This window comes from Prevotella sp. RM4, from assembly GCF_000701965.1.
Lineage (GTDB): Bacteria > Bacteroidota > Bacteroidia > Bacteroidales > Bacteroidaceae > Prevotella > Prevotella ruminicola.
Window position 1 is genome coordinate 484,491 of the sequence record NZ_JNKG01000008.1, and the last position, 25,563, is coordinate 510,053.

General features: G+C 50.4%; 21 protein-coding genes. 12 read left to right on the forward strand and 9 right to left on the reverse strand.

What is annotated here, in order from left to right; translation table 11 throughout:
* Positions 1-139: 139 nt before the first annotated feature.
* From T499_RS0107880 to T499_RS0107900, 5 genes are all read left to right on the forward strand, one after another.
* Positions 140-3,460, forward strand: coding sequence for a TonB-dependent receptor (locus T499_RS0107880; protein ID WP_033150483.1), 3,321 nt, complete (start codon positions 140-142; stop codon positions 3,458-3,460).
* A 140-nt stretch (positions 3,461-3,600) separates the two neighbouring features.
* Positions 3,601-5,142, forward strand: coding sequence for a glycine--tRNA ligase (locus T499_RS0107885; protein ID WP_013063866.1), 1,542 nt, complete (start codon positions 3,601-3,603; stop codon positions 5,140-5,142).
* Positions 5,143-5,145: 3 nt separating this feature from the next.
* Positions 5,146-5,781: an FKBP-type peptidyl-prolyl cis-trans isomerase gene (locus T499_RS0107890; protein WP_084162998.1), complete on the forward strand. Its 636-nt coding sequence runs from the start codon at positions 5,146-5,148 to the stop codon at positions 5,779-5,781.
* A 43-nt stretch (positions 5,782-5,824) separates the two neighbouring features.
* A complete protein-coding gene (locus T499_RS0107895; RefSeq protein ID WP_033150484.1) occupies positions 5,825-6,661 on the forward strand; it encodes an AAA family ATPase in 837 nt (278 codons plus the stop codon).
* A gap of 75 nt (positions 6,662-6,736) precedes the next feature.
* On the forward strand, positions 6,737-7,735 hold the full coding sequence (locus tag T499_RS0107900; protein WP_033150485.1) for a DUF4435 domain-containing protein: 999 nt from the start codon (positions 6,737-6,739) through the stop codon (positions 7,733-7,735).
* An 89-nt stretch (positions 7,736-7,824) separates the two neighbouring features.
* Here T499_RS0107900 and T499_RS0107905 read toward each other — a convergent pair whose 3' ends face one another.
* From T499_RS0107905 to T499_RS0107925, 5 genes are all read right to left on the reverse strand, one after another.
* Positions 7,825-8,778, reverse strand: a complete 954-nt coding sequence (locus tag T499_RS0107905) for a type I phosphomannose isomerase catalytic subunit (protein ID WP_033150486.1) — start codon at positions 8,776-8,778, stop codon at positions 7,825-7,827.
* An 18-nt stretch (positions 8,779-8,796) separates the two neighbouring features.
* Positions 8,797-10,254: a TrkH family potassium uptake protein gene (locus T499_RS0107910; protein ID WP_013063436.1), complete on the reverse strand. Its 1,458-nt coding sequence runs from the start codon at positions 10,252-10,254 to the stop codon at positions 8,797-8,799.
* Positions 10,248-11,603, reverse strand: a complete 1,356-nt coding sequence (gene trkA, locus T499_RS0107915) for a Trk system potassium transporter TrkA (protein WP_033150487.1) — start codon at positions 11,601-11,603, stop codon at positions 10,248-10,250. Before trkA ends, T499_RS0107910 begins: the two co-directional genes overlap by 7 nt.
* A complete protein-coding gene (gene dxs, locus T499_RS0107920) occupies positions 11,600-13,498 on the reverse strand; it encodes a 1-deoxy-D-xylulose-5-phosphate synthase (protein WP_033150488.1) in 1,899 nt (632 codons plus the stop codon). The genes trkA and dxs overlap by 4 nt, the downstream gene beginning before the upstream one ends.
* A 77-nt stretch (positions 13,499-13,575) precedes the next feature.
* Positions 13,576-14,112 (reverse strand): DUF4294 domain-containing protein, encoded by a 537-nt coding sequence (locus T499_RS0107925; RefSeq protein WP_013064610.1) that lies wholly within the window; start codon positions 14,110-14,112, stop codon positions 13,576-13,578.
* A 355-nt stretch (positions 14,113-14,467) separates the two neighbouring features.
* On the opposite strand from T499_RS0107925, the gene T499_RS0107930 reads away from it, so the two are divergent.
* Positions 14,468-16,315 carry a ComEA family DNA-binding protein gene (locus T499_RS0107930; RefSeq protein WP_033150490.1) on the forward strand — a complete coding sequence of 616 codons (1,848 nt, stop codon included), beginning with the start codon at positions 14,468-14,470 and terminating at the stop codon, positions 16,313-16,315.
* On the opposite strand, the gene T499_RS0107935 is transcribed toward T499_RS0107930, so the two are convergent.
* Both T499_RS0107935 and T499_RS0107940 read right to left on the reverse strand, forming a co-directional pair.
* Positions 16,294-17,436 (reverse strand): glycosyltransferase family 4 protein, encoded by a 1,143-nt coding sequence (locus T499_RS0107935; protein WP_033150491.1) that lies wholly within the window; start codon positions 17,434-17,436, stop codon positions 16,294-16,296. The genes T499_RS0107930 and T499_RS0107935 overlap by 22 nt on opposite strands.
* A 7-nt stretch (positions 17,437-17,443) precedes the next feature.
* Complete coding sequence (locus T499_RS0107940) at positions 17,444-17,827, reverse strand: GtrA family protein (RefSeq protein WP_013065338.1); 384 nt, start codon at positions 17,825-17,827, stop codon at positions 17,444-17,446.
* Positions 17,828-17,907: 80 nt separating this feature from the next.
* On the opposite strand from T499_RS0107940, the gene T499_RS0107945 reads away from it, so the two are divergent.
* The 3 genes from T499_RS0107945 to T499_RS0107955 are packed head-to-tail and all read left to right on the forward strand — an operon-like array spanning position 17,908 to position 20,762.
* Positions 17,908-18,684 (forward strand): polysaccharide deacetylase family protein, encoded by a 777-nt coding sequence (locus T499_RS0107945; protein ID WP_033150493.1) that lies wholly within the window; start codon positions 17,908-17,910, stop codon positions 18,682-18,684.
* A 19-nt stretch (positions 18,685-18,703) separates the two neighbouring features.
* Positions 18,704-19,651, forward strand: a complete 948-nt coding sequence (locus tag T499_RS0107950) for a glycosyltransferase family 2 protein (RefSeq protein WP_033150494.1) — start codon at positions 18,704-18,706, stop codon at positions 19,649-19,651.
* Positions 19,620-20,762: a glycosyltransferase family 87 protein gene (locus tag T499_RS0107955; RefSeq protein WP_052173555.1), complete on the forward strand. Its 1,143-nt coding sequence runs from the start codon at positions 19,620-19,622 to the stop codon at positions 20,760-20,762. Before T499_RS0107950 ends, T499_RS0107955 begins: the two co-directional genes overlap by 32 nt.
* On the opposite strand, the gene T499_RS0107960 is transcribed toward T499_RS0107955, so the two are convergent.
* Positions 20,708-21,913, reverse strand: coding sequence for a glycosyltransferase family 87 protein (locus T499_RS0107960; protein WP_084163000.1), 1,206 nt, complete (start codon positions 21,911-21,913; stop codon positions 20,708-20,710). The two genes, T499_RS0107955 and T499_RS0107960, sit on opposite strands and share 55 nt — an antisense overlap.
* Before the next feature lie 100 nt (positions 21,914-22,013).
* Between T499_RS0107960 and T499_RS0107965 the strand changes: the two genes are divergently transcribed.
* From T499_RS0107965 to T499_RS0107975, 3 genes are read left to right on the forward strand one after another with little or no spacing between them, the layout of a single operon-like run.
* Entirely contained in the window at positions 22,014-23,060 is a 1,047-nt protein-coding gene (locus T499_RS0107965) for a pyridoxal phosphate-dependent aminotransferase (RefSeq protein WP_033150495.1), read from the forward strand.
* A 19-nt stretch (positions 23,061-23,079) separates the two neighbouring features.
* Complete coding sequence (locus T499_RS0107970) at positions 23,080-23,808, forward strand: phosphocholine cytidylyltransferase family protein (protein WP_033150496.1); 729 nt, start codon at positions 23,080-23,082, stop codon at positions 23,806-23,808.
* 1 nt (position 23,809) lies between these two features.
* Positions 23,810-24,691: a glycosyltransferase family 2 protein gene (locus T499_RS0107975; protein WP_013064231.1), complete on the forward strand. Its 882-nt coding sequence runs from the start codon at positions 23,810-23,812 to the stop codon at positions 24,689-24,691.
* On the opposite strand, the gene T499_RS0107980 is transcribed toward T499_RS0107975, so the two are convergent.
* Positions 24,688-25,521 carry a LicD family protein gene (locus T499_RS0107980; protein WP_013063417.1) on the reverse strand — a complete coding sequence of 278 codons (834 nt, stop codon included), beginning with the start codon at positions 25,519-25,521 and terminating at the stop codon, positions 24,688-24,690. The two genes, T499_RS0107975 and T499_RS0107980, sit on opposite strands and share 4 nt — an antisense overlap.
* Positions 25,522-25,563 lie beyond the last annotated feature (42 nt).

Below are 25,563 nucleotides of genomic sequence, written 5' to 3' on the forward strand. Positions count from 1 at the left end.
TTTCAATTGAAAAGTACCTGGAACGCAAATGTTTTCTAGGTACTTTTTATTTTTTGTGGTTTTTATGTCAAAAAAACTTGCATCATATTGTTTTATTTTGTATCTTTGCCCCGCAAGTGGAACAAAATTAACTGGTTAGATGATGAAAAGACTTTCTACATTACTATTTGCCCTTTTGACAATATCGCTTTCTGTTATGGCTCAGGTTACTACATCTGGTATTACAGGTGTGGTGATGGCTGATGGCGAAGAGGCTATCGGTGCTACCGTTACAGCCAAGCATGTGCCTTCGGGCTCTATCTATCGTGGTGTTACCAATATCGATGGTCACTACACGATTACAGGCATGAAGGCGGGCGGACCTTACGAGGTTGAGATATCGTATATCGGTTTCCAAACGTCGCGTTTTACCGATATCCAGTTGGCCCTGGGTCAGAATGCTGTGGTTGATGCCACGCTGAGCGAGGGCTCAGAGATGATTCAGGAGATTGTGGTAACGGCTAAGGCCAACAATACCATGCGTAGCGACCGTAGTGGTGCTGTAACCAGCCTGAACGCTAACCAGATGGCTGCTGTGCCTAATATCGGTCGTTCTATGCTGGATATCATGAAGATGACGCCACAGTCGAGCTCGGCCAGCGGTATGGCTATTGGTGGTGGAAACTACCGCCAGTCGTATGTCACCATCGATGGTGCCTCGTTCAACGATTCGTTCGGAATGGAACCCAGTCCGCTGCCTGGTGGTGGCACTCCCATCTCGCTCGAGGCACTCGACCAGATGACCGTTTCGGTTACGCCTTACGATGTGCGTCAGAGTGGTTTTACTGGCGGTGGTGTGAATGCGGTTACCAAGAGTGGTACCAACACCTTTAAGGGTATGGCCTATACCTTCCTGACCAGTTCCGACCTGAAGGGTAAGAAGATTCGTAACAACCGGTTGCCCGTATCCAAGGGGCATAACAGCACCTTTGGCTTGAGCTTTGGCGGACCGATTATCAAGGATAAGCTCTTCTTCTTCCTTAACGGCGAGTACGAGGATAATGTGACGGCTGGACCTGCCGTGATGGCTTATAACCGCAGCGACCAGCCCTATTCGGCCACGAATCGTCGCCCCAAGTTGGCCGAGCTCGAGAGTCTGTCTACCTACATGCAGAACGCTTATGGTATTACCACAGGCCCTTGGCAGAATTATAACCTGAAAACGCCCGCTTATCGCCTGTTGGCCCGTATCGACTGGAACATCAACGACGATCATAAGTTTAACGTGCGCTTCACCAAGTCGAACCGTAAGGAGGCCAACCCCGCTTCGGCATCGCGTAGTATCGGTAGCAATCGCACCTCTATTATCTATGGTGGCAACCAGAACTCGTATGGCGGCAATACCGATTATGGTATGTCGTCGCTCTCAAGCCGTTATATGACCGAGTTCCGCTTCACTTCGGTAGCAGCCGAGCTCAATAGCAAGTTCGGTAAGCTGCATAACACCCTGCGTGGCACCTACTCGTATCAGGACCAGCCCCGTAGCAACGAGTATGGTGTTGATGTGCCTGTGGTTGAGATTGTGATGAGCGATGGTCAGGGCCATTATCCTTACTGGTCGCTTACCGGCGATTTGTTTACTTACGGCAATGTGGCCAAGACCAAGACTACCGTGATTACCGACGAAATCAATATCCAGTTGGGTAAGCACAACCTGTTTGGCGGTTTGCAGTACGAGAACAACTGGGCTGCCAACGGCTATGCTCAGGCTGGTGCCGGCTATTATGCATTCCAGGCCAGTCAGGACGAGATAGATAAGGCCATCGTAAACAACGACTGGGGGCCGATTTTCGCAGTAGATCACACCCGCTTGTTTGGTATCACTTTTGGCAATGGCGACAATCACGATCATTTTGTGGCTAAGATGAGCACCAACCAGTGGTCGCTCTATTTCCAGGACAACATGAGCCTCTCCGATCGTTTCCGCATGTCGCTTGGTTTGCGTTTCGAACTGCCCTCTTATCCCAGTCTGAAGGATAATTTCAACGAGGAGTATTATAAGATTAGCTTTGGCGGCGAGCATTTCCGCACCGATAACGTGCCAAATGCCAGCATCTCGGTATCGCCGCGTGTGGGCTTCAACTGGGATATTACAGGCGAGCGCAATATCATCCTGCGTGGAGGTTCGGGCTTGTTCATAGGTCGTCTGCCTTTCGTTTGGCTCATTTCGGCTGTGGGTAACTCAGGTATGGGTCAGACCTCTTATATCGCCTCTCAAACCAAAGGCACTATTCCTACCTTTACCACCAGTCAGCAGGATATGTTGCAGCAGATTGGTGCCCCGAGTAAGATCAGTGTGCCCAGCAGCGCCACTATCCTGAGCGATAACCTGCGTATGCCCAAAACGTGGAAAACCTCGTTGGCACTCGATGCCCGTCTGCCTGGCGATATCGACTTTACCATCGAGGGTATCTATAACCGCGATATCAACCCCGTAGTAGTGGCCAATCGCGACATCTACTGGGATGGCACTTCTACTATCGACTTAGGTCACGGCGATGTGCGCCATAAGATGTCGTATTACGATGCCAACTCTTCCGCTTACGTGCTCGAGAATGCAGGCCATAAGGCCTACTACATGTCGCTCAGCGCCCAGTTGCGTAAGAAGTTCGACTTTGGTCTCGATCTCTCGGCCAGCTACACCATCTCAAGGGCCAAGACCTATACCGATGGTATCGGCAACCAGGTGGCATCGGCCTATAACAACTACCGCAACTCGGTTAATGCCGTTAATGATAACGAGCTGGGTTACGCCACCTACGTGGCTCCTAACCGCCTGTTGCTCTCGGCCAGCTACACACTCAACGAGGGAAAGAACAACACCTCGCACTTCTCGTTGGTTTACGATGGCTACCAGTATGGTTTCCTTACCGAGTATGCTTTCAGCCGTTACAGCTATATCTTCTCGGCCAACGTTAACAGCGACGCCTTGGCGCCTGCCAACCTGATTTATGTGCCCGCCTCGCGCCAGGAACTCGACAGCTGGGACTTTGCCGAGAGTACCTACGGCGCTAACCATCAGGTATATACCGCCCAGATGCAGCGCGACGATTTCTGGGCTTATATCCAGCAGGACGATTATCTGAAGCATCGCACCGGTAAGTATGCCGAGCGTGGTGGCGCTAAGATGCCTTGGCACCATCAGATCGACTTTAAGTTCGAGCATGATATGAGTCTCCTTTGCGGTAAAACCAAGCACACCCTGCAGTTAGGTGTCGATATCCTCAACCTGCCCAATTTCCTTAACAAGAAGTGGGGACTTTACAAGCAGGTTACCGAAACGTCGCTGCTCTCTTATAGCAAGGGTCAATACACCTATAACACCGTTAATGGCGAGCGTCACCTGCACACCTATTCCGATTTCCTCGGTCTGCAGTCAACGTATCAGATTATGTTTACTATTCGTTATCTGTTTAATTAATAGAGATTAATCCTCGCCAAAAGGCGGGGATTTTCTATGATTTTATGTTAATTATCAACTTTCAATTCTCAATTATCAATTTATTTGTGTAACTTTGCAGCCAAATTATATAATAGTAAATTGTCAAATTGTAAATAGAGATGGCACAAGAAGATGTATTTAAGAAGATCGTGAGCCACTGTAAGGAGTATGGCTTTGTATTCCCCTCAAGTGAGATTTACGATGGTTTAGGAGCCGTTTACGATTACGGTCAGAACGGTGTAGAGTTGAAGAATAACATTAAGCAGTATTGGTGGAAGGCTATGACGATGCTTCACGAGAACATCGTTGGTATCGATAGTGCCATCTTTATGCACCCCACCATTTGGAAGGCATCAGGTCACGTTGATGCTTTCAACGATCCCTTGATTGACAACCGCGACTCAAAGAAGCGTTACCGCGCCGATGTACTCATCGAGGATCAGATTGCCAAGTACGACGAGAAGATCCAGAAGGAGGTTGAGAAGGCCCGCAAGCGTTTTGGCGACAGCTTCGACGAGGCAAAGTATATGGAAACCAGCGAGCGCGTAAAGGAAACTAAGGAGAAGCGCGACAATCTGCACGCCCGTTATGCCGAGGCTATGCAGGGTCCCGATCTCGAGGCTCTGAAGCAGATTATCCTCGACGAGGAGATTGTTGATCCTATCAGCGGTACCAAGAACTGGACCGACGTTCGTCAGTTCAACCTGATGTTCGCTACCGAGATGGGTGCCAGCGCCGATGCTTCGATGAAGGTTTACCTGCGTCCTGAGACTGCTCAGGGTATCTTTGTAAACTACCTGAACGTGCAGAAGACCGGTCGTATGAAGATTCCTTTCGGTATCGCTCAGATTGGTAAGGCTTTCCGTAACGAGATTGTAGCCCGTCAGTTCATCTTCCGTATGCGCGAGTTCGAGCAGATGGAGATGCAGTTCTTTGTAGCTCCTGGTACCGAGCTCGAGTGGTTCCCCAAGTGGAAGGAAACCCGTATGAAGTGGCACCAGGCTCTGGGCTTCGGCGCCGAGAACTATCGTTTCCACGACCACGAAAAGTTGGCTCACTATGCTAATGCAGCTACCGATATCGAGTTCAAGATGCCATTCGGCTTCAAGGAGGTTGAGGGTATCCACTCTCGTACCAACTTCGACCTGAGCCAGCACGAGAAGTTCTCTGGTAAGAGCATCAAGTACTTCGATCCTCAGACCAACGAGAGCTATACTCCATACGTTATCGAGACCTCTATCGGTGTCGATCGTATGTTCCTGAGCATTATGTGCCACGCTTTCGAGGAGGAGAAGCTCGAGAACGGCGAGACTCGTACCGTACTCAAGTTGCCCGCAGCCCTCGCACCAGTTAAGTGCGCTGTTATGCCTCTGGTTAAGAAGGATGGTCTGCCCGAGAAGGCACGCGAGATTATCGACCAGCTCAAGTTCCACTTCAACTGTCAGTACGACGAGAAGGATTCTATCGGTAAGCGTTATCGCCGTCAGGATGCCATTGGTACTCCTTACTGCGTAACTGTCGATCACGACACCCTCACCGATGGTAAGGTAACTCTGCGTTTCCGCGACACTATGGAGCAGGAGCGTGTAAACATCAGCGATCTTAACTCAATCATCGAGGATAAGGTAAGCATCGCTAGTCTGCTTAAGAAGCTTCAGTAAACAATGAAGAATTTAAAATACATATGGCTCGCTTTGATACTGTTCCCACTTGTGGGAATGGTATCATCGTGCAGCGAAGATGAGACCGAAGAGGGCGAGTTCGACAACTGGAAACAGAAGAACGAGACCTACTTTAATCAGGTGGTTTCAAATCCTAGCTACAAGAAAATCCTGACTTACACAAAGGATACCACAAATCCCAGTATTACCGATGCCGACTACATCTACGTAGATGTGCTGGAGGAGGGAAGTGGCACCGAAACAGCACTTTTCACCGACTCAGTGTTCTATACCTATCGTGGTAGATTGATTCCATCAAAGACATATGAGAAAGGTTATGTGTTCGATCAGTCGTTCTTGGGCGATTTCGATTGGTCAAAGTCAGCTATGCTCAAGGCATGCGTAAGCTGGAATAAAGTCACCACAACATCGGGCACAACCACGAGTTTGTTCACCGAGGGTTTCTGCACAGCCCTGCAGCACATGAAGAAAGGCGACCATTGGCTGGTTTATATCCCCTATCAGCTTGCTTATGGCGAAACTACTTCATCGTCTATTCCTGGTTACAGCACGCTGGTGTTCGAGATTGCTGTTGCTGATGTGTGGCACCCAGGCGAATCGCGCCCTGCTTTTAAGTAAGTAGCACTAAGAATAACAAAACTTTTTATAAAATCCATTGCCTATGCCTAAATACGCCGATTACATTAAACGCATCGAGATCGACTCGCTTTGGAGCGGGAAGAAACATATTGTGTGGGAGCTTAACCGTCAGGTTAACATCCTCAGTGGTACTAACGGTCAGGGCAAAAGTACCATCCTGAATAAGGTGGTAAAGGGTTTGATTGCAGGTGGCGAGTTCCCCTCGCACATGCTCAAGGGTGTTCACTTGGATGTGGTGCCCGAGGATGCCAAGTGGATTCGTTACGACATGATCCGTTCGCTCGATACCAACCTGCAGCAGGCATTGGCCGAGGGCGAGGGATTCCTCCGTCAGGCCTTATCGGCATTGGCTGGTGTTGGTGGCGGTTCGCTGCTCGATATCCAGCTCTACAACCTGCAGCGCAAGTACCTTGATTATCAGGTAAACATAGGCAATCGCATTATCGAAAAACTGCAGAGCGGCGATACCGATGCCGCTCAGCAGCTTTCACAAAAAAAGTCACGTTTCCAGGACATTGTAGATGACTTGTTCCGCGAAACGGGCAAAAAGATTATCCGTACCGAGAACGAACTGCGCTTCACCCAGATAGGTGAGGTGCTGTTGCCCTATCAGCTGTCGAGCGGCGAAAAGCAGATGCTGATTATCCTGCTCACCGTGCTGGTCGAGGACAACCAGCCTTACGTGCTGTTTATGGACGAACCCGAGGTATCGCTCCATCTCGAATGGCAGAAGCGTCTGGTCGATCTCTGTGTCGAGCTTAACCCTAACGTACAGATTATTCTTACCACCCATTCGCCCGCCATCGTCATGAATGGTTGGGTTGATGCCGTTACCGAAGTAAGCGATATAACAGTATAATTTAGCAGCGGACTACACGACTTTAGGAATAAGGAAAATCGTAAAGTCCTGTTGTCCGTTGCAAAAAAAAGAAGAATGGGAAGTAGATTAAAAGATAATCTGAATAGCAAGTATTTCGAGGCGGCCAATGCGCTCACCTCTAAAAAGGCGCGACGTAGGATAGTGGCCTATGTCGAGAGCTACGATGATATCTACTTCTGGCGCACCGTTCTCAGCGAGTTCGAGAACGATAAGCGCTACTTCGAGGTGATGCTGCCCTCAAAAATCAATCTCACACGCGGCAAGAAATCCGTACTGATGAACTTCCTCGAGGGCGAGCCTCTGGGGCGCGATATGATTGCCTGCGTAGATGCCGATTACGACTACCTGATGCAGGGTCGCACCCATCAGTCGCAGCGCATCCTGAACAGTCCGTACGTGTTCCACACCTACGTGTATGCCATCGAGAATTTTCAGTGTTACGCCCCTTCGCTGCATAATGTATGCGTGTCGGTAACACTCAACGATCATCGCATCTTCGATTTCCGCGATTATTTCCAGCAGTTCTCCGAGGCCATTTTTCCGCTTTTTGTGTGGAGTGTCATGGTGTATCGCAATGGCAATTACTCACGGTTCTCTATCACCGACTTCTGTCGTATTGCCGATCCGGGCGGTTTCAGTGTGCAGAATCCCGCAGCCTCTATCAACAACGTGAAGCGTAAGGTGCGCACCAAGATCAACGATCTGCAGCGCCAGTTCCCCGATGCCAAGGAAGAGTATCTGCGTACCAAGGACGATATCCGTGCTTTAGGCGTAACGCCGCAAACCACCTATCTTTATATACAGGGTCATCATTTGTTCGACACCGTTGTGTCGCCCATCCTGTCAAAGGTGTGCAATCTGTTACGCCAGGAGCGCCAGAACGAAATCTATCACGCCTCTGCCCATCGTACGCAGAAGCGAAACGAAATGTCCTGCTACGAAAACTCGCTGCAGGACATTAAAACGATGCTTAAGAAAAACACGGGCTATGCTTCATCAGAGCAATTCCGTCGCCTCCAATCCGACATCCATAATTATTTAGGCACGGATTAACACGGCTTTATAAATAAAGACACGGCTGTTGTTAACGAAAAAGCAGCGTCTCTCTAAAAGAGAGCCGTGTTAATCCGTGCCAAAAATAATTAAACGAAGGTTTCGAGGAATTTGACCGTTCCTTCGATTTTTACTTCGGCGGTAGTGGCGGGCAGTAGGATAGTGTCACCCATGCGGAAGGTTGTCTCCTGGCCGTTGGCCTTGATGGTGCCCTCGCCCTTTACGGCTATCAGGATTACAAACGAGTCAAGCTCTGTGTAATCGAGTGTCATAGGCTCAGTCAAGTCGTAAACGGCTGTGGTAAAGTAGGGGCATGTAGCCACCTGTACGCCCTCGTTCTTGGTGCGCTCGTACTCGGCACGATAGTTGGGCAGCACGGTGTAGTCGATGCTCTCGGCCGCCAGCTCGGTGTGCAGCTCGCGGTAGTTGCCGTTCTTGTCCTTACGCTTAAAGTCGTAAATGCGGTAGGTTACGTCGCTTGTCTGCTGTATCTCAGCCACAAAGCAACCGGCACCAATGGCATGTATGCGGCCGGCTGGAATAAAGAATACGTCGCCCTCGCTCACCTCGTAGCGTGCCAGCGCATCCGTAATCGTATCGTTCTCAACCATCTGCTTGTACTGCTCAGGCGTAATCTGCTGTTTCAGTCCGTTGTACAGCTGTGCACCTGGGGCACTCTCAAGGGCATACCACATCTCGGTTTTGCCGCGTGTCTTACCCTGTCGGTGGGCAATCTCATCGGTAGGATGTACCTGTATGCTCAGATCCTGACGGGCATCGATAAACTTAATCAGCAGGGGAAACTCGTCGCCAAAGCGCTCGTAGTTCTCCTGGCCCACCAGCTTACCTTTCAGCTCGCGTACCAGTTGGTTCAGGCTCTTGCCTTTGTACTCACCCTCGCTTACGATGGTCTCGTTGTCCTTTACACCCGAAATCTCCCAGCTCTCGCCTACATTCTCCAGGGTGTCGTTTAAATGCTTAAAGGGGATAATCTTGTCGCCTCCCCACAGTGTCTGCTTCAGCAGCGGTTCAAATTTAATCATAGCTATATTAGTGTTAGTTTAATTTTCTTTCCAGAAGGTACGTGTAAACAGTACCAGCACCGTCATAATCTCCAGACGTCCCATCAGCATCAACGGACACAGAATCCACTTGATGTATTCGGGCAGTATCGACCACGACATCACCGGTCCTATCTGCGTGCCTAAGGTTGGTCCTACGTTGCTCACACAGCTCAGGGCTATGGTAATGGCGTTGGTGTTATCAATGCCAGCCACAATCATAATGGTGGCCGTTACTAATGTCATCAGCATGGTGAGCGTGAAAAAGGCAAACAGCGCCACCAGTTTTGATTGTGGAATACTCATGCCGTTAATCTTTACAGGCAGCACAGCATTGGGGTGCAGTATCTGGCGGAAGTTATTACGTACCACTTTTAGCAGCATCACGCCTCTGATACACTTAAAGCCACCGCTGGTACTACCTGCACAGGCACCTAAGTACATTACCACACCCAATATCACCCAGGTGATATGTGGCCAGGTGCCTGCATCCTCGTTAAACATACCCGTGGTGGTGATAAACGATACCACTTGGAACAATGCAGCACGGAAGGCATGCTCTAAGTCGTAGCCCATACGTGTCAGCAGCAGGTACATAATCCACAGTGTTGCACCTATCACCACGCTTACGTACAGCTTGAATTCCGAGTTGGTCAGCAGCGCCTTCAGTCGCATTTTTACAATGCTTAAATATAATAAGGTAAAGTTGATGCCCGACAGGAATTGGAATGTAATCGAGATATAGTCGATGGTAGGCGAGTGGAAGTACTCCGTGCTCTCGTTGTGTATCGCAAAGCCGCCTGTAGCTGTGGTGGTCATGGCGTAGTTCAGTGCCTCAAACCAGTTCATGCCTGCAGCACAGTACGATAATACGCAGGCCAGCGTTAGTATCAGGTAGATACTCCAGATCCATTTGGCAGTTGTGGTTAGTCGTGGGTGCATCTTGGCCTTGATGGGGCCTGTAGCCTCGGCGGCAAACACCTTTACACTACCACCCACCAACGATGGCAGGATGGCGATGGTAAAGAATACGATTCCCAATCCGCCAATCCACTGGGTGAGTGATCGCCAGAATAATATGCCGTGTGGCAGTATCTCCACATCGTCGATAATCGAGGCGCCCGTAGTGGTAAAGCCCGATGTTGATTCAAAAAAAGCGTCGGTAATGTTGGTAATACAGCCGTGGGTCAGAAATGGAAACATACCGAATACCGAGAACACCAGCCAGGCGGCCGTTACCAGCAGGTAGGCGTCTCTACGGCTCAGACTGTTGTCTGCGTTACGTCCCATATACATAAACGTAAAACCGCTGCCAAAGGTTATCAGCAGCGATATCAGGAATGCCATCAGGTCGTCCTCGTGATACGAGAAAGCCACCAGTGCACATAGCGACATAAACAATGCCTCTATCAGCAGCAGCGAGCCTATGATTTTACTGATGATACGGAAGTTTACCATATCGCATTCTTCTTGAAGTACTTTTCTATGTTGTTCAGTTTCTGTTCATGACAGAATACCATCACCGAGTCGCCCGCCTCAATCTGCGAGTTACCGTTCACCAGCATACCGTGGCCGTTTCGTACCAGTCCGCCGATAGTTACGCCAAATGGCAGTCCTAAGTCCTTAACCGGTTTCTTGGTCACCTTCGAATCCTCGGCAGCCGTAAACTCAGCCACCTCGCTGTCCACCATCATCAGCGATCGCAGGTTGTTCACGTCGGCATCCAACAGCATCTGGTAGATATGGCTGGCGGCGATGGTCTTCTTATTGATAATCGTACCGATATCCAGGCTTTCGGCCATGCTCACGTAGTCCAGGTTCTCCACCATCGCTACTGTTTTGCGCACGCCCATCTTCTTGGCTGTCAAACAAGCCAGAATGTTGGTCTCGGCATTCTCGGTCAGCGCCACAAAGGCCTGTGTATTTCTGATGCCCTCCTCTTCCAGCAGTCCCAAGTCGCGTCCGTCGCCGTGAATCACCATCGTGTCCTGGTTCTCCAGCAGCTCGTTCAGCTTCTCGCAGCGCTTGGCATCCTTCTCAATAATCTTCACGTGCATGTAGTCGGGTGTGGTCAGCGCCGCACGTACGGTCGTTTTGCCGCCGCCCATCATAATCACGTTCTTCACGTCGGTATAGTGCTCCTTACCTACTATCTTGCGTATGTAAGGTATATACTCCTTGGTAGTCATAAAGTAGGCCAGGTCGCCCACTCTCAGTTCGTCCATACCGCTTGGTATAATCGTGTCGCCTCCGCGCTTAATGGCCACAATGTGGTACGGGTCGTCGGGGCCGCACAGGTCCTTCAGTGGCTGGTTCAGTATCTCGGCCTGCTCTCTCAGCTTGATGCCCAGCATGGTCAGTGCACCATCGTGTACATCCCAGCGCTGGCGCACCCACGATAGCTTTAAGCCGTTGTTGATATCAATGGCTGCCAGTACCTCGGGGTAAATCAGCGAGTCAAGTCCTAAGTTCTTAAAAAATGGTTGTAAGCTGGGTGCCAGGTACTCGTAGTTATCAATACGTGCTACGGTTTTCTTGGCGCCCAAGGCGTGTGCCAGTATGCAGGCGTTAATGTTTGTGCTCTCTTCGGGAGTTACGCCCACAAACAGGTCGGCATTAGGCACACCGGCCTCTTTCAGAGCTCTGATGCTGGTTGGCGATGCACAATACGTCATCACGTCGTACTCGCTCATTTTAGCCAGTCGCTCCTCGTCGTCATCAATCAGAATACAGTCCTGATGTTCTCTCGACAGCAATTTCGACAGGTGAGTACCTACGGCGCCTGCACCTACTATCACAATTTTCATGCCTCCAAAATAGCTTTCTTAATGCCTTCTTCGTCAATGCCCACAATGTGCTGCAGCTCCTTTACGGTGCCGTGCTCCACAAAGTTGTCGGGCAGTCCCAGTCGTGTCACCTTTGGTGCGTAACCGTGATCGTTCATCCACTCCAGCACCGCGCTACCCAGTCCGCCTTGGCGTACACCGTTCTCAACGGTAATCACCTTCTTAAACTTCTTGCCTACCTCTTCCAGAATCGATTCATCAATCGGCTTCAAGAAGCGCATGTCGTAGTGGGCAATTGACAATTGACAATTGATAATTGACAATTGTTCAATCGCTCTGGTAACGTTATTGCCTATCGGGCCAATGCTCAGCACAGCTATGTCGTCGCCGTCGTGCAGTTTACGTCCGGTACCCACCTTTATCTCCTCCAGTGGGCATCGCCAGTCCTGCAGCTCGCCGCCACCACGTGGATAGCGTATCACGAACGGACCCTTGTTAGGCAGCTGTGCGGTGTACATCAGTCGTCGCAGCTCGTGCTCATCCAGTGGCGAGCAGATGGTCATGTTTGGTATGGGGCGCAGGGCAGCCAGGTCAAAGGCACCATGGTGTGTGGCACCATCCTCGCCCACCAGTCCTGAGCGGTCAAAGCAGAACACCACGTTCAGGTTCAGCAGAGCCACGTCGTGTATGATATTATCGAATGCACGCTGTGCAAAGGCGCTGTAGATATTGCAGAAGGGCAGCAGTCCGTCTTTGGCCATACCGCCGCTGAATGTCACGGCGTGTCCCTCGGCTATACCCACGTCAAACGTGCGTTCGGGCATCTCTTTCATCATGATGTTCATCGAGCAGCCGCTGGGCATCGCAGGTGTCACACCCACAATCTTTGGGTTCTGCTTAGCCAGTTCCAGCAGCGTGTGTCCGAATACATCCTGGTATTTCTGTGGCTTGGTGGGGTCGTTGTCCACCAGGCGCTCACCAGTATCAGGGTTAAACTTGCCCGGTGCGTGCCATACCGTCACATCCTTCTCGGCAGGCGCATAGCCATGTCCCTTCTTGGTGTGCAGGTGCAGCAGTTTCGGTCCGGTCATATTCTTCAGCTGACTCAGTATGCGCACCAGTTCCTTCACGTTGTGTCCGTCAAACGGTCCGAAGTACTGTATGTTCATACCGTCAAAAATGTTCTGCTGATGGCTGATGGCGCTCTTCATGGCGTTTGTCAGTCGTATCAAGCCCTTCTTGCGGTCGTCGTTCAGCATACCGTGACGGTTAAACCAGCGTGCCGTCTTAAACTTAATGGCGTTATACGTCTCGTTGGTGCTCAGGTTCAGCAGATACTGCTTCATGCCGCCCACACTGCGGTCGATACTCATGTTGTTATCGTTCAGTATGATCAGCAGGTTGTTAGGGCTGCTCGAAACGTTGTTCAGTCCCTCAAAAGCCAGTCCGCCGCTCAGTGCACCGTCGCCAATCACAGCCACCACATGGCGGTCGTGCTTGCCCTCCAGTTCAGCTGCTACGGCCATACCCAAGGCTGCCGATACCGAGTTGCTGGCGTGTCCGCAGGCAAAGGTGTCGTACTCGCTCTCTTCGGGCGATGGGAAAGGCTTGATACCGCCCAACTTACGGTTGGTGCAGAATCGGTCTTTACGGCCAGTCAGAATCTTATGTCCGTATGCCTGGTGTCCCACGTCCCAAACTATTCTGTCTTCGGGGGTGTTATATACGTAATGAAGTGCAACCGTAATTTCGGCCACACCCAAACTCGAGGCTAAGTGTCCAGGGTTCACTGCCACTTCTTCAATGATGTCGCGTCGCAGTTCGTCGCAAACCTGTGGCAATTCATCCACCTTCAGTTTTCTCAAATCATCAGGTGTCTGGATCTTATTTAAAAGAGTAAACTCAGTTTTTTCCACACAAAAATTCTTTTATTTCGAGTGCAAAGATATACATTTATTATTAAACTGCAAAATATATTAGCAATTTTCTTAGTTTAAATCTGCCCACTCTCCACCATCAGCACCACGCGTTCGGTCAGTCGGTCCACGCCCTTTGCGTCGTACTCCTTTTTCAGGCTGGCACCAAAGCCCCAGGCAAACACCTGCCAGAATCCCGCTCTCAGGGGGCCCATAAAGGCTTTAATCATATCGTAGCTGCTCGAGTGGCATTCTCGGTCAATCAGTTTTATCAGCAGCTTACCTTGGCTGTAGGTCAGTTTTTTCATTTTGGGTTTGTAGGTTTTAAATATGTCGGCCTCCACACGCTTCATGTGTTCCGCCTTTTCCTGGTCTGTTTGTAGCGTTTCCAGGTATTCGGTGGTCTCAATCAGCATCATGCGTGCCTCTTTGGCTATAGGCAGCACTTTCTTCACGTTGTTCACCAGTCGCATGTACTGCTGGGCCTGTTTTTTGTTTTTAAAAGTCAGTTGCGGGTACACATACACATTGTTCATCTCCATGTATTGTATGCTGTCGCCCTCGTGCAGCACCTTTCCCACCTTCACGGTTGGTACAAATGTAGGCGAGTCCATCTCCGCCAGCACCTGCTCGGCGGTTATCCGTTGTTCCTCCTGCGCCTGGGCGCAAGCAGCGCAACACAGCAATGCTATGATAAACCCTTTTCTCATTTTCGGGTGCAAAGGTACTACTTTTTTCGTCACGTAGTGCATGTTTTAACACGAAAAAACATATTAATTAGTGAAATACATTTAATTCGTTTAAAAGTAATCGCTAATTCCTTTAATATCAAATTCACTGTATTTGTTCATCAAATTCACTGAATTTGTTCTTCAATTTCACTGAATTTGTTTTTGATTTTCAGTGGGTTTATTTTATTGTTTCTAATTTTTTCTATACCTTTGCACCATCAAAAGATTAGCTAAATTAATGAAACTAAGATTATCATTACTACTCTTACTGCCATTCCTAGGCGTAAAAGCGCAGGAATCGCATGGATGGGAGACGTACTTGAATCAGGTGATGACGGCTGAGGATGCGGCATCGGAGGGGTGGCAGCAGACGTACGATCTGCTGAGCGACCTGGTGCAGCACCCCATCAACATTAATACCGCCACACGTGAACAGCTGGAGGCCATCCCCTTTTTGTCGGCACAACAGGTAGAGGAGCTGATGGCTTACCTGTACCGTTATGCACCGATGCAATCGACTGCCGAACTGCGTATGATGACACTGTTGACACCAGCCCAGCGCGAACTGCTGAGCTACTGCATTTATACAGGTGAGAGCAACCCCAAACGCTACTTACACCACGAACTGACGGCCACCGCCAAGCTGCCACTAAGCAACGGGCACTGGTTTCGCTACCAGCTGCAATATGGCGACCGGCTGAAGGCGGGGCTGGTGGGTGATTTGGATGCTGACGAACCCTTTATGAAGGGCCCCAACCGATGGGGCTACGACTACTATGCACCGTATGTGCAGCTGAACCACTGGGGACGTATAGAGACACTGGTGCTGGGTAGCTACAGAGTGAGCATGGGCATGGGCTTGGTGATGAACAACAGCTTTAGTTTAGGCAAGATAGCCATGCTACAGAACTTGGGGCGCAGCACAAACACCTTGCGGGCACACGCCTCGAGAACGGAGAACGCACTTCAAGGTGCAGGTATAACCCTGAAGTTAGGGCGCGGTTGGCAGACTACTGCGTTTGTGGGGTATGTGCCGATGGATGCCACGCTGAATAAGGACGGTAGTGCACGTACGATACTAACCACTGGCTACCACCGTACGGAAGCCGAAATAGCTAAGAAACATAATTTGCACGCTCTGAAAACGGGTGGTAGTGTGCGTTATACGGAACATGGACTGCACATAGGGCTGAACGGGCTTTACGTGCATCTGGACCGACCGCTGCAACCTAACACCAAACAGCTATACAACCTGTATAAACCGCAGGGCAGCAGTTTTGTGAATATGAGTACGGACTACGGCTATGCCAATAGCAAATGGTCGCTGAACGGTGAAACGGCCGTGGATGGGAACGGGCATATAGCCACTATCAACAGTGTGAGCGTGGCGATGGGGAGTAACCTGACGCTGATGGCACTGCAGCGCTATTACCAGTACCGTTATACCTCGCTGGATGCACAGAGCTATAGCGATGGGGGCAGCGTGCAGAACGAAAGCGGCGTGTATGTGGGAGCTAGTTGGCAGCCATCCACTAAATGGCAGGTGGCGGCTTATGCCGACTGGGCTTACTTTCCGTGGGTAAGGTACCGACAGCAGGCGGGTACTTACACAATGGACTATCTGCTACAGACAACCTATACCAGCAGCCGCTGGAAACTGAGCGGCAGGTACCGACTGAAAGCCAAGCAACAGGAACACCGCACCAGACTGGCAGCTGAATACAACTGGGACTGCGGCTTGGGTGTGCGCACCCAGCTGGATGGCAACTATGGAGCGGATGGAGGAACGGAGACGGGGGCTATGCTGAGCGAGAGCATGGCCTACACTTATAAGTGGTTGCGACTGAACGCTGGAGCGGGCTATTACCATACGGATGGTTATAATAGCCGACTGTATGTGTATGAGAACGGACCGCTATATACTTATGCCATGCAGCAGCTGTATGGCGAGGGCATACGTTATTGGCTGATGCTACGCGCTAATGCAGGAAAACACTTGCTGCTGACCGCCAAAATGGGCGTAAACAACAACTTTGAACGCGAATCGAAAACGGATATGATGCTTCAGCTGCGGCTTAAGATCTGATGATAGAGCTGATAAACCTGGCCGGCGACATCGTTGCCAGCGAAACGCTGCACATAGGTCTGGCTGCGCTGGATGCGGGCTTCGCGATGGGCTGAACCAATCAGCGAACGGCGGATGGCATCTGCCATGCCTAACACATCGCCCGGTTTGACATAGATGTTGTCGGGACCGCCTGCCTCTTCTAAGCACGAACCGCTGCAAGCCACTACTGGCAAACCGCAACGGATGGCCTCGATGATAGGTATGCCGAAACCCTCGTAAACACTGGGATAAACAAACACTTCGGCCATAGCGTAAAGGGCTGGCAGGTGCTCGTCGGGTACACCATGCAGGATGCGTACACGCTGCTGCAGGTTCTGACGCTGGGCGTAGGCCATGACCTTATGGGTGTAATCGGTGGGGCGGCCGATGATGACCAGCGACACATCGGAGGGCAGATAGAGCAGCGCCTGAACGGCCTGCAGCACATTCTTGCGCGTTTCGATAGAACCCACATTCAGGATGTAACGCTGGGGTAACTGGTAATGCTGGGCTACCTGCTGCAGCACGGCGGCATCGGTCTCGGCACCGAAACGCTGGGCACAACTCTGGTAGATGAGCGAGATTTTCTCGTCGGGTACCTGACCGTACTGGATGATATCGTGCTTGGTACGCTCGCTGATGGCAATGATATGGGTGGCCTCGCGCAGGGTGCGACGGAACTTCCAGGTGTAGAGCTTGACATCGATGGGATTGTAAAACTCGGGATGGCGCAGGAATATCAAATCGTGGATGGTAACTACGCTGGGGATGCCGCTCTGACTGATGCCAAGGGGCAGTTCGCCCGATAAGCCATGATAGAGCTGGATGCCATCGCGCTTAAGATCGGCAACGATACCCTTGGTACGCCAGTAGGCGTTGCCCAACGGCCATCGTTTGTTGGCAAACTTAAATGCTACATTGGGGCGCTCTATGATTTGGTTGCGCAGAGGGGCGCGACCGGCATCGGGGGCATAGAGGCTGAGCTGCAGGGGATACTGGGCCAGATCGTTGACCAACGTGCGGCCATAGGCACCAAGGCCTGTGCCGTTGCGAACAATGCGCTTGGCATCGAAACCGATATGAAGGGGCGTGTTACTCATGATAATACTATTGCTTTTTAAAGTGCTTGAATACAAAACGAACCATGATGAAATTGGCTGGCACAGCGATGGCCAGTACTGCCAATGGGGCTACAGCACGACTGAGACCTAACCACAGGAAGAAATTGAACAGCACGATGTGCAGCACGTAGTTGACTGCATGGGCGCCGCCAAAACCTATGCCGTTGCGGGCTGAGGTTTTTTCGCGGAAGGTGAAGTGGGCCGACAGGTAGTAGTTGACTAAGAAACTAACGATATAGCCCACGGTATAGGCAATGTTAACCTCGATAAAGTGCTGCAGCAACCAGTACACACCGTAGTGGATGGCGGCGGCAGTGGTGCCCACAATACCGAAGCGAACAATCTGACCAAATGTTTCCTTTTTATCCATGAACATGAAATTTTGGTGCAAAGATACAAATAATTCGGTATAATTGTGTACCTTTGCACCAAATTATACCAATTATTATCATGATACTATTGAGTTTTGATACCGAAGAGTTTGATGGACCACGTGAACATGGCGTGGATTTTTCGTTACAACAAGGTATGGAAGTTTCGAAGGAAGGCACGCGCCGCATATTGGACTGCTTGAAGCAGAACGGCGTGAAGGCTACCTTTTTTTGCACAGGTAATTTTGCAGAGAATGCACCTGAACTGGTGCAACGGATTATGGACGAAGGGCACGAGGTGGCCTGTCATGGCGTGGATCACTTTGAGCCGAAAGAAACTGACTTTGCCCGATCGAAGGAAATAGTGGAACGGGTAACCGGACGAACGGTGTACGGCTACCGACAGCCACGTATGTTCCCCGTGGTGGAGAGCGAAATAAAGCGTGCGGGCTATCGCTATAACTCGAGTTTGAACCCTGCGTTCATTCCCGGCAGATACATGCATCTGACTGAACCCAGAACCTGGTTTATGAAGGATGGGGTGATGCAGATACCGGCTTCGGTAACACCGCTGATACGATTCCCGCTGTTCTGGCTGGCACTGCACAACCTGCCACAGAGCGTGTACCACTGGCTGGTGAGAAGGGTGCTGAAGCACGATGGCTACTTTGTGACCTACTTTCACCCCTGGGAGTTTTACGACCTGAAGGAGCACCCCGAGTTTAAGATGCCCTTTATTATCAAGAACCACAGCGGACGTGAGATGGCTGGGCGACTTGACAAGCTGATAAAGATGCTGAAAGCCCACGGCCACAAATTTATAACTTACACGGAATTTACTGACAAGCAACTATAAGATAACAACAAACGAATATATGAAAACGGTAACAATTATACTGCCTGCCTATAACGAGGAATCGTCGTTCGAGCTACTGAAAGAACGGATGGGCGAGGTGCTGAAACAGAACCCGGACTACAACTGGGAGTTTCTGCTGGTAAACGATGGCAGTAGCGACCATACGCTGCAGCAGATGATGCGACTGCACCGCGAAGACCTGCATTACAACTATCTGGACCTGAGCCGCAACTACGGCAAGGAGATAGCGATGATGGCTGGTTTTGACTATGCCAAAGGCGATGCCGTAATAGTGATGGACGCCGACATGCAGCACCCGATAGACGTGATACCCGAGATGCTGCAGTACTGGGAGCAGGGTTACGACGACGTGTATGCCACCCGACAGGACAGTAAGGAGAGTTGGCTGAAGCGTGCCACATCGCACTGGTACTACGAGGTGCTGCAATCGGTTACCAAGGTGCCCATACAGAAGGATACCGGTGACTTCAGACTGCTGGACCGCTCGTGTGTGGAGGCCTTGAAACAGATGCGCGAAACCGAACGTAACACCAAGGGTATGTACTCGTGGATAGGATTCCGCAAAAAGGGCATCGGCTACAAGCAGCTGGAGCGACAGGCGGGTGAGAGCAAATGGAGCACACGTGCGCTGATGCACCTGGCACTGAACGGTATCATGTCGTACACCACCGCACCGCTGCGACTGGCATCGGTACTGGGACTGATTGTATCGTTTGTGGCTTTCCTGTATCTGATATACATTATTGTGATTACCAACTTGTATGGCGAGCCTGTTCAGGGCTATCCTACGATGATGGTAACGATACTCTTCTTAGGTGGCATACAGCTGCTGAGCTTGGGCATCCTGGGTGAGTATGTGGCAAAGATTTTTAATGAAGTGAAGGGCCGACCTGGCTACTTCCTGAACTCGTATAATGGCGAACGAAACCATGTGGCAAAAAATTAAGAATATCAAAAACAAAGAACAGATATTATTTTGGTTGGGACTGATTATCATGGTGGCAGCAACTGCCATCGAAACGCTGCGTGGCAGGGCCAGCAACTACTATGTGTATAGCGATGCCACCAGCATGTTCTGGCACGGACTGACACCTTACACCCAGCAGTTTATTACCGACCATGGGCGCTATTTTCTTTATACACCCGTGTTTACCACCCTGTATGCACCTATCCTGCTGCTGCCCAAATGGTTAGGGCCGTTTGCATGGAACGGCATGCTGTATGCCCTGATGGTAACGGCCATCAGAACGCTGCCGGGCGAGGTGAACAAATACCGCACTAAGATTTTCGGATTCCTGCTGTTGCTGATAGTGCAGGGCACCTTCTGTTTTCAGTATAACCTGGTGGTGTGTGCGCTGTTCCTGTTGGCCTTTACGCTGCTGGAACGTAACAAGCCGTTGTGGGCGGTACTGCTGATTATGATTTCGGCTACCACTAAGATTTACGGCGGTATAGAGTTGGCGCTGCTGTTGTGCTATCCCAAAATGTGGCGTAACCTTGGCGCTGCGGTGCTGATGGGCGTGGGATTGCTGTTGCTGCCAGCCTTGAACCCGATGTTTGAGCACCCGCTTGACCTGTACCGACAGATGGGCGAGATGCTGACACAGCACGGCGATTCGGGTACCTGGGCAGGACTGCTGTTTGCACCCGTACTGCGCGATGTGCTGCTGCCAAACATGCGAGCCATACAGTTGGGTGTGCTGGCCGTATTGGCTGCCATCTTCTTCTGGAAGTACCGTTTGTGGAGCAATTACAGATTCAGAGTAACGGCCTTAGCAGTGATGATGGGCTACGTGATACTGTTTAGCGACAGTCCGGAAACACATACGTACCTGATTGCCTTGGCTGGCTACCAGATGGTGTTCTGGTTGCAACCCAAACGTACCACGATAGACTGGGTGATATTCTGGCTACTGTTCGTAAACTTCTGCATCTTCCCTGTAGATGCACTCTGTCCTGTAGCAGTATATAAATTCTTCCACAATAACTTCTGGTTTGATATCTACTGCATGACGCTGGCCTGGGTGCGCATGGTTTGGGCTGTGGTGAAGGCATAATCCTTGGTGAGCATCTCGTAAATGAGCTTAAACCAGATGATAGCTACAGGCAGGGCCTTGAGCGAATAGGGCTTGATGAGCTGGCTCCATACTACCTTTGGAAAGAGGTCGGATGGCGACATCGACGTGATGATAAAGGCGAAGATGATGAGTGCCAGATCGCAGCGGTTGCGCTGCCAAGGACTGGTGAGATACCAGATGGCTACACCGGGCATGGCGATGATGTAGCTGTACGACTCGGAACCGGTGCTGAACAGCACAATCGTCATGAGCGCTGAGGCTACGGCTGCCAGGCGGAACCCCTGATGGCGATACTGATCGAGTCGCAGATAAGGCAGAGCGAAGAGAATGGCACCAGGCAGGATAAGCCAGATATCGTTGTAACTGGCGATGCCTGATATCTTACGTACCATACCCAGCAGCGAGATGTTCTGACCGGCGGCAAACTGGTTGAGGTCGTTCTTATGTACCAGCACATCGTACCAGGCACCGTACTGGCCGCATACGTAATCGAACCCGAATACGAACATGGGCAGTACCGACAGAATGACCATCCAAGCTACAAACCAGCCTAAGAACTGGCGCTTATGGTGCGAGAAGGGGAAGAACGCCAAGCCCGCAATACCGTAGATTTTGGTGACAGTGCCCAAAGCGATGAGGAATGCCGCCCAGCAATCCTTCTGCTTCTGGGTGAGGTAATAGGTGAACAGGATGCAGGCTAAGATGAGACTGTTGCTCTCGGAATCGAGTATGCAGGTATAGGCTTCGACCGCCACAAACCACAGGATGAACAGCTGCTGACTGCGGGTGAAGAACGACTGGCGTATGCTCCAATAAGGCACAAACGTGATGAGCAGCATCCAGATCAGTCGGCCTAACTGATAGGGCAGCACTGCCATGGGTGCCATGAGCAGCGGGAAGAGCGGTCCGTATAGAAAATAATTACCATCCTCGGGGTAGATAATATACAGCGGCATTTGTTGCCAGGCATGCCAGAACGAGTGGTAGAAGATGGAATAATCGAGGTCGAACTTACCCTTGAGCCAAATGCGCAGCCAAGGGATGATGGCCATGATGAGCCATACGAAAAACACGACACGAAAGTCGGCCAGATAGTGTTTAATCTTAGAGGTTAATACAGGTAGTTTCATGATCAAAAGGTAAATAATTCTTTGCAAAGGTATAAAAAAAATAGTAGTTTTGGTATAAAAAGCTAAAAAAATTGTAACTTTGCACCCAAATAGAATAAATATGGAGAAGGAAATGAATTTTCTGGATAGAAATGAGTTTAATTTCGAACCCAGTGAGAAGGTGGTAGAAGCTATCCGCAATTTTGACCCAAAGACATTGTGTTTTTATACCCGCATTTACGATCAGGGCAAGAAGAGCGTTGTATCGGTAAAGCTGAGCGAGATATACGGCGTACCCGAAGAGCAGGTACTGCTGGCTTATGGTGGTGAGGATATTCTGAAGAATGCCATTCACTACTACCTGATGAAAGGCGACAACAAGAAAATACTGATACCCGAATACTCATGGTGGTACTACAACAAGGTGGCTGCTGAGTGCTACGGTACCTTTGAGATGTACCCCCTGCACGAGCAGGAGGATACCTTTGCCTATGATGTGGATGAGGTGATAGAATATACCAACCGCATTCATCCCCGTATGCTGCTGTTGGCATCGCCTAACAACCCCACGGGTAACTGCTTGACACCCGAGGAGATCGGACGTATCATGGAGAACATCCCCAGCGATACAATGGTGCTGATAGATGAGGCTTATGCCAGCTTTATTACCAGCGATACCGACTATATAGCACCACTGGTAAACAAATACCGCAACCTGATTATATCGCGTACGCTGAGTAAGTTCTACGGACTGCCCGGACTGCGTTGTGGCTTTGGCTTTATCGGTGCCGGACACGATCATTTTGTAAGCTATATCAACAAGTACTTGGGTTACAACCGCTTCTCGGAGGCTGTGGCATTGGCTGCGCTCGATAGCGATGAGCACTACCGCCAGGTGGCCGACGATATGGAGTGGGGCCGACAGCTGTACAAGAAAGCACTGGGCGACAAGCCTGGCTTTAAGGTGTATAAGAGTGTGGCCAACTTTATCCTGATAAAATATCCTGTAGAGATTAAGGAGGCCCTGCAGAAGGCGCTGGCCGACCAGAACTACAAGATTAAGTTTATGAGCGATAAGGGCCTGGAGGAGTGTGTGCGTATTACCTTGGGTCGCAAGGAGCAGACACAGGTTGTAGTGGACACCATACTTAAAGTAATTGAACATTGAACATTGACCATTGAACATTATGATTGGTGTGATATTGGCGGCGGGAATGGCCAAGAGACTGCGCCCGCTTACAGACGAGAAACCCAAATGCCTGCTGGAGGTTGGTGGTAAAACGCTGTTGCAGCGTACGGTTGACGCGATGATAAGCGCCGGCGTGAAGGAGTTTGTGGTAGTAACAGGCTATCGTGCAGAGATGATAAGGGAATTCCTAACTGTCAATTATCAATTGTCAATTATCAATTATATCGACAACGTCGATTTTGAGCATAACAACAACATTTTCTCGTTGTGGCTGGCCATGCAGAAACTGCACGGACAAGAGGTGCTGCTGATGGATAGCGACATACTGTGCGATCCTGAGGCTGTGCGCCGTGTGGCCCGTAAAACCACCCCCGCCTTAGCCATGCAGCAGCACGAGCTGGGCGAGGAAGAGATGAAGATTGTGGTTGACGAGGCCGGACGTATTACCGAGATAAGCAAGACTTGCAGTCCTGCCGACGCCATTGGCGAGAGTGTGGGTATCGAGAAGATGACACCCGCCTATACCGAGGCCATCTATCAGGAACTGCGCAAGATGATATTAGATGAGAACCTGATAGATATCTTCTACGAGCGCGCCTTTGAGCGGCTGATTCCGCAGGGACATACGTTTGAAGTGGTAGATACCACCGACCTGTTCAGTTACGAGCTCGACACCCCCGAGGACTTGGAAAAAGCTTCGGCTGCATTACCAAAAGAATTGTATTAATATGGATAAACCTCTGTTCTCGATATTGATTCCTACATGGAACAACCTGAAGTTCCTGAAGATTTGTGTGGATAGCATCCGCAAAAACTCGACGTATCCGCACGAGATTCTGATTCATGTGAACGATGGTAGCGACGGCACGCTGGAGTGGGTAAAGGCCGAGGGACTGAAATATACGCACTCGCCCGAGAACATCGGTGTGTGCTTTGCACTGAACGGTTTGCGCCCATTGGCCACTACCGACTACATACTGTTTATGAACGACGATATGTATGTGTTGCCCGACTGGGATAAGAACCTGTACGAGGAGATAGAGCGTATCGGACATAAGATGTTCTTCCTGTCATCTACCCTGATTCAGCCACGCCCATTCTTCTGTAAGAGCGTGATTGCACCAGCCGACTTTGGACAGACCGTAGAGACCTTTGACGAACAGAGACTGCTGAACGAATATAAGAACCTGCCACACTACGATTGGAAAGGCGCTACATGGCCACCAAACGTGGTGCATAAGGATATCTGGGACTTGGTGGGCGGCTACTCGATTGAATATTCGCCTGGCATGTATAGCGATCCCGACTTCTCGGCCAAGCTGTGGAAGGCGGGTGTAAGAATCTTCAAAGGCATTGATAAAAGTCGTGTGTACCATTTTGAGGCACGCTCAACCCATCGCATTGTGAAGAACGATGGTAGCACCCAGTTCCTGAGAAAATGGGGCATCACATCGGCATCGTTTATGCGCGATGTGCTGCAGCGCGGTGAACGCTGGGACAGCCAGAACGACACCAGTGCCGCCCTGAAGAAAGACCTGACAAGAAGTAAGCTGAAGAAAGCCCTGACGATATTCCGTGATGTGAAAATCAAGAATATCTGGGAGGATTAACCCTTCATATTGGCACGCTGATCATCGTACTGGCGATAGGGCAGCTGATAGTCGAGATAATGAAAATCGTGCTGTCGCTGTTCGTCGTGCTTAGGGATGGTCATATAATCGCCGTATTTGGTAGCCAGGTAGGTATCGAAATGCTCAACGCCCATAAACGTGATATCCTCGAACTTGATGGGAGTGGGCTGACCTAATACCGCCTTGTTGATGATGCCGTTCTTGCCATCATCGTAATCGGCTATCAAATCGCACTTGTCGTAATCGTAGTGCATCATAATGCGGCGCATCTTCTGCTGCACATAGTGGTTGGTAAACAGCTTCTGGCACAGCAAAGGCACTACGGCACTGAGATCCTTACCGTGCTTGAACGGATCGCGGTGGATGTAGTAGATAACACGCTTCCAGAACTCGTAGCGCGCAAAGTTAAGGCGCTGCAACAGCTTGTTGGCACAAACACCATCCAAGGGGAACACATCGATATACAAACCACCGATATAGTTGATATGCTCGCGCTCAATCAGCGTGGTGCTGGCATCCTGGATTTTACCGAAGGGACCTGGGTAGTTGGGATCGGTCTCGGCACAAACGGCTTCGAATGGCTTGGGCAGCCACTCGTGGGCATGCGCCATCAGTGTGTCGTAATCCTTACGGGGCATGGCGATATCCATATCATCATCCCAGGGAATAAAGCCCTTGTGGCGCACTGCACCCAGCATGGTGCCTGCCCAGAGATAATAGCGCAGGTTGTGTTCCTGACATACTTTATCGACGGCCTGAAGAATCTTCAGGATGTGGAGTTGAAGGGGACGGATATCGTAACTTGCCATATAAACTATTGTTAATTGTTTAAATTTTCGTGGCAAAGGTAC

Bases quoted from the DNA above. Each gene is read 5' to 3' on its own strand.
- T499_RS0107880 (WP_033150483.1), top strand. From the start codon at position 140: ATGATGAAAAGACTTTCTACATTACTATTTGCCCTTTTGACAATATCG.
- T499_RS0107885 (WP_013063866.1), top strand. From the start codon at position 3,601: ATGGCACAAGAAGATGTATTTAAGAAGATCGTGAGCCACTGTAAGGAG.
- T499_RS0107890 (WP_084162998.1), top strand. From the start codon at position 5,146: ATGAAGAATTTAAAATACATATGGCTCGCTTTGATACTGTTCCCACTT.
- T499_RS0107895 (WP_033150484.1), top strand. From the start codon at position 5,825: ATGCCTAAATACGCCGATTACATTAAACGCATCGAGATCGACTCGCTT.
- T499_RS0107900 (WP_033150485.1), top strand. From the start codon at position 6,737: ATGGGAAGTAGATTAAAAGATAATCTGAATAGCAAGTATTTCGAGGCG.
- T499_RS0107905 (WP_033150486.1), bottom strand. From the start codon at position 8,778: ATGATTAAATTTGAACCGCTGCTGAAGCAGACACTGTGGGGAGGCGAC.
- T499_RS0107910 (WP_013063436.1), bottom strand. From the start codon at position 10,254: ATGGTAAACTTCCGTATCATCAGTAAAATCATAGGCTCGCTGCTGCTG.
- trkA (WP_033150487.1), bottom strand. From the start codon at position 11,603: ATGAAAATTGTGATAGTAGGTGCAGGCGCCGTAGGTACTCACCTGTCG.
- T499_RS0107925 (WP_013064610.1), bottom strand. From the start codon at position 14,112: ATGGACTCGCCTACATTTGTACCAACCGTGAAGGTGGGAAAGGTGCTG.
- T499_RS0107930 (WP_033150490.1), top strand. From the start codon at position 14,468: ATGAAACTAAGATTATCATTACTACTCTTACTGCCATTCCTAGGCGTA.
- T499_RS0107935 (WP_033150491.1), bottom strand. From the start codon at position 17,436: ATGAGTAACACGCCCCTTCATATCGGTTTCGATGCCAAGCGCATTGTT.
- T499_RS0107940 (WP_013065338.1), bottom strand. From the start codon at position 17,827: ATGGATAAAAAGGAAACATTTGGTCAGATTGTTCGCTTCGGTATTGTG.
- T499_RS0107945 (WP_033150493.1), top strand. From the start codon at position 17,908: ATGATACTATTGAGTTTTGATACCGAAGAGTTTGATGGACCACGTGAA.
- T499_RS0107950 (WP_033150494.1), top strand. From the start codon at position 18,704: ATGAAAACGGTAACAATTATACTGCCTGCCTATAACGAGGAATCGTCG.
- T499_RS0107955 (WP_052173555.1), top strand. From the start codon at position 19,620: ATGGCGAACGAAACCATGTGGCAAAAAATTAAGAATATCAAAAACAAA.
- T499_RS0107960 (WP_084163000.1), bottom strand. From the start codon at position 21,913: ATGAAACTACCTGTATTAACCTCTAAGATTAAACACTATCTGGCCGAC.
- T499_RS0107965 (WP_033150495.1), top strand. From the start codon at position 22,014: ATGGAGAAGGAAATGAATTTTCTGGATAGAAATGAGTTTAATTTCGAA.
- T499_RS0107970 (WP_033150496.1), top strand. From the start codon at position 23,080: ATGATTGGTGTGATATTGGCGGCGGGAATGGCCAAGAGACTGCGCCCG.
- T499_RS0107975 (WP_013064231.1), top strand. From the start codon at position 23,810: ATGGATAAACCTCTGTTCTCGATATTGATTCCTACATGGAACAACCTG.
- T499_RS0107980 (WP_013063417.1), bottom strand. From the start codon at position 25,521: ATGGCAAGTTACGATATCCGTCCCCTTCAACTCCACATCCTGAAGATT.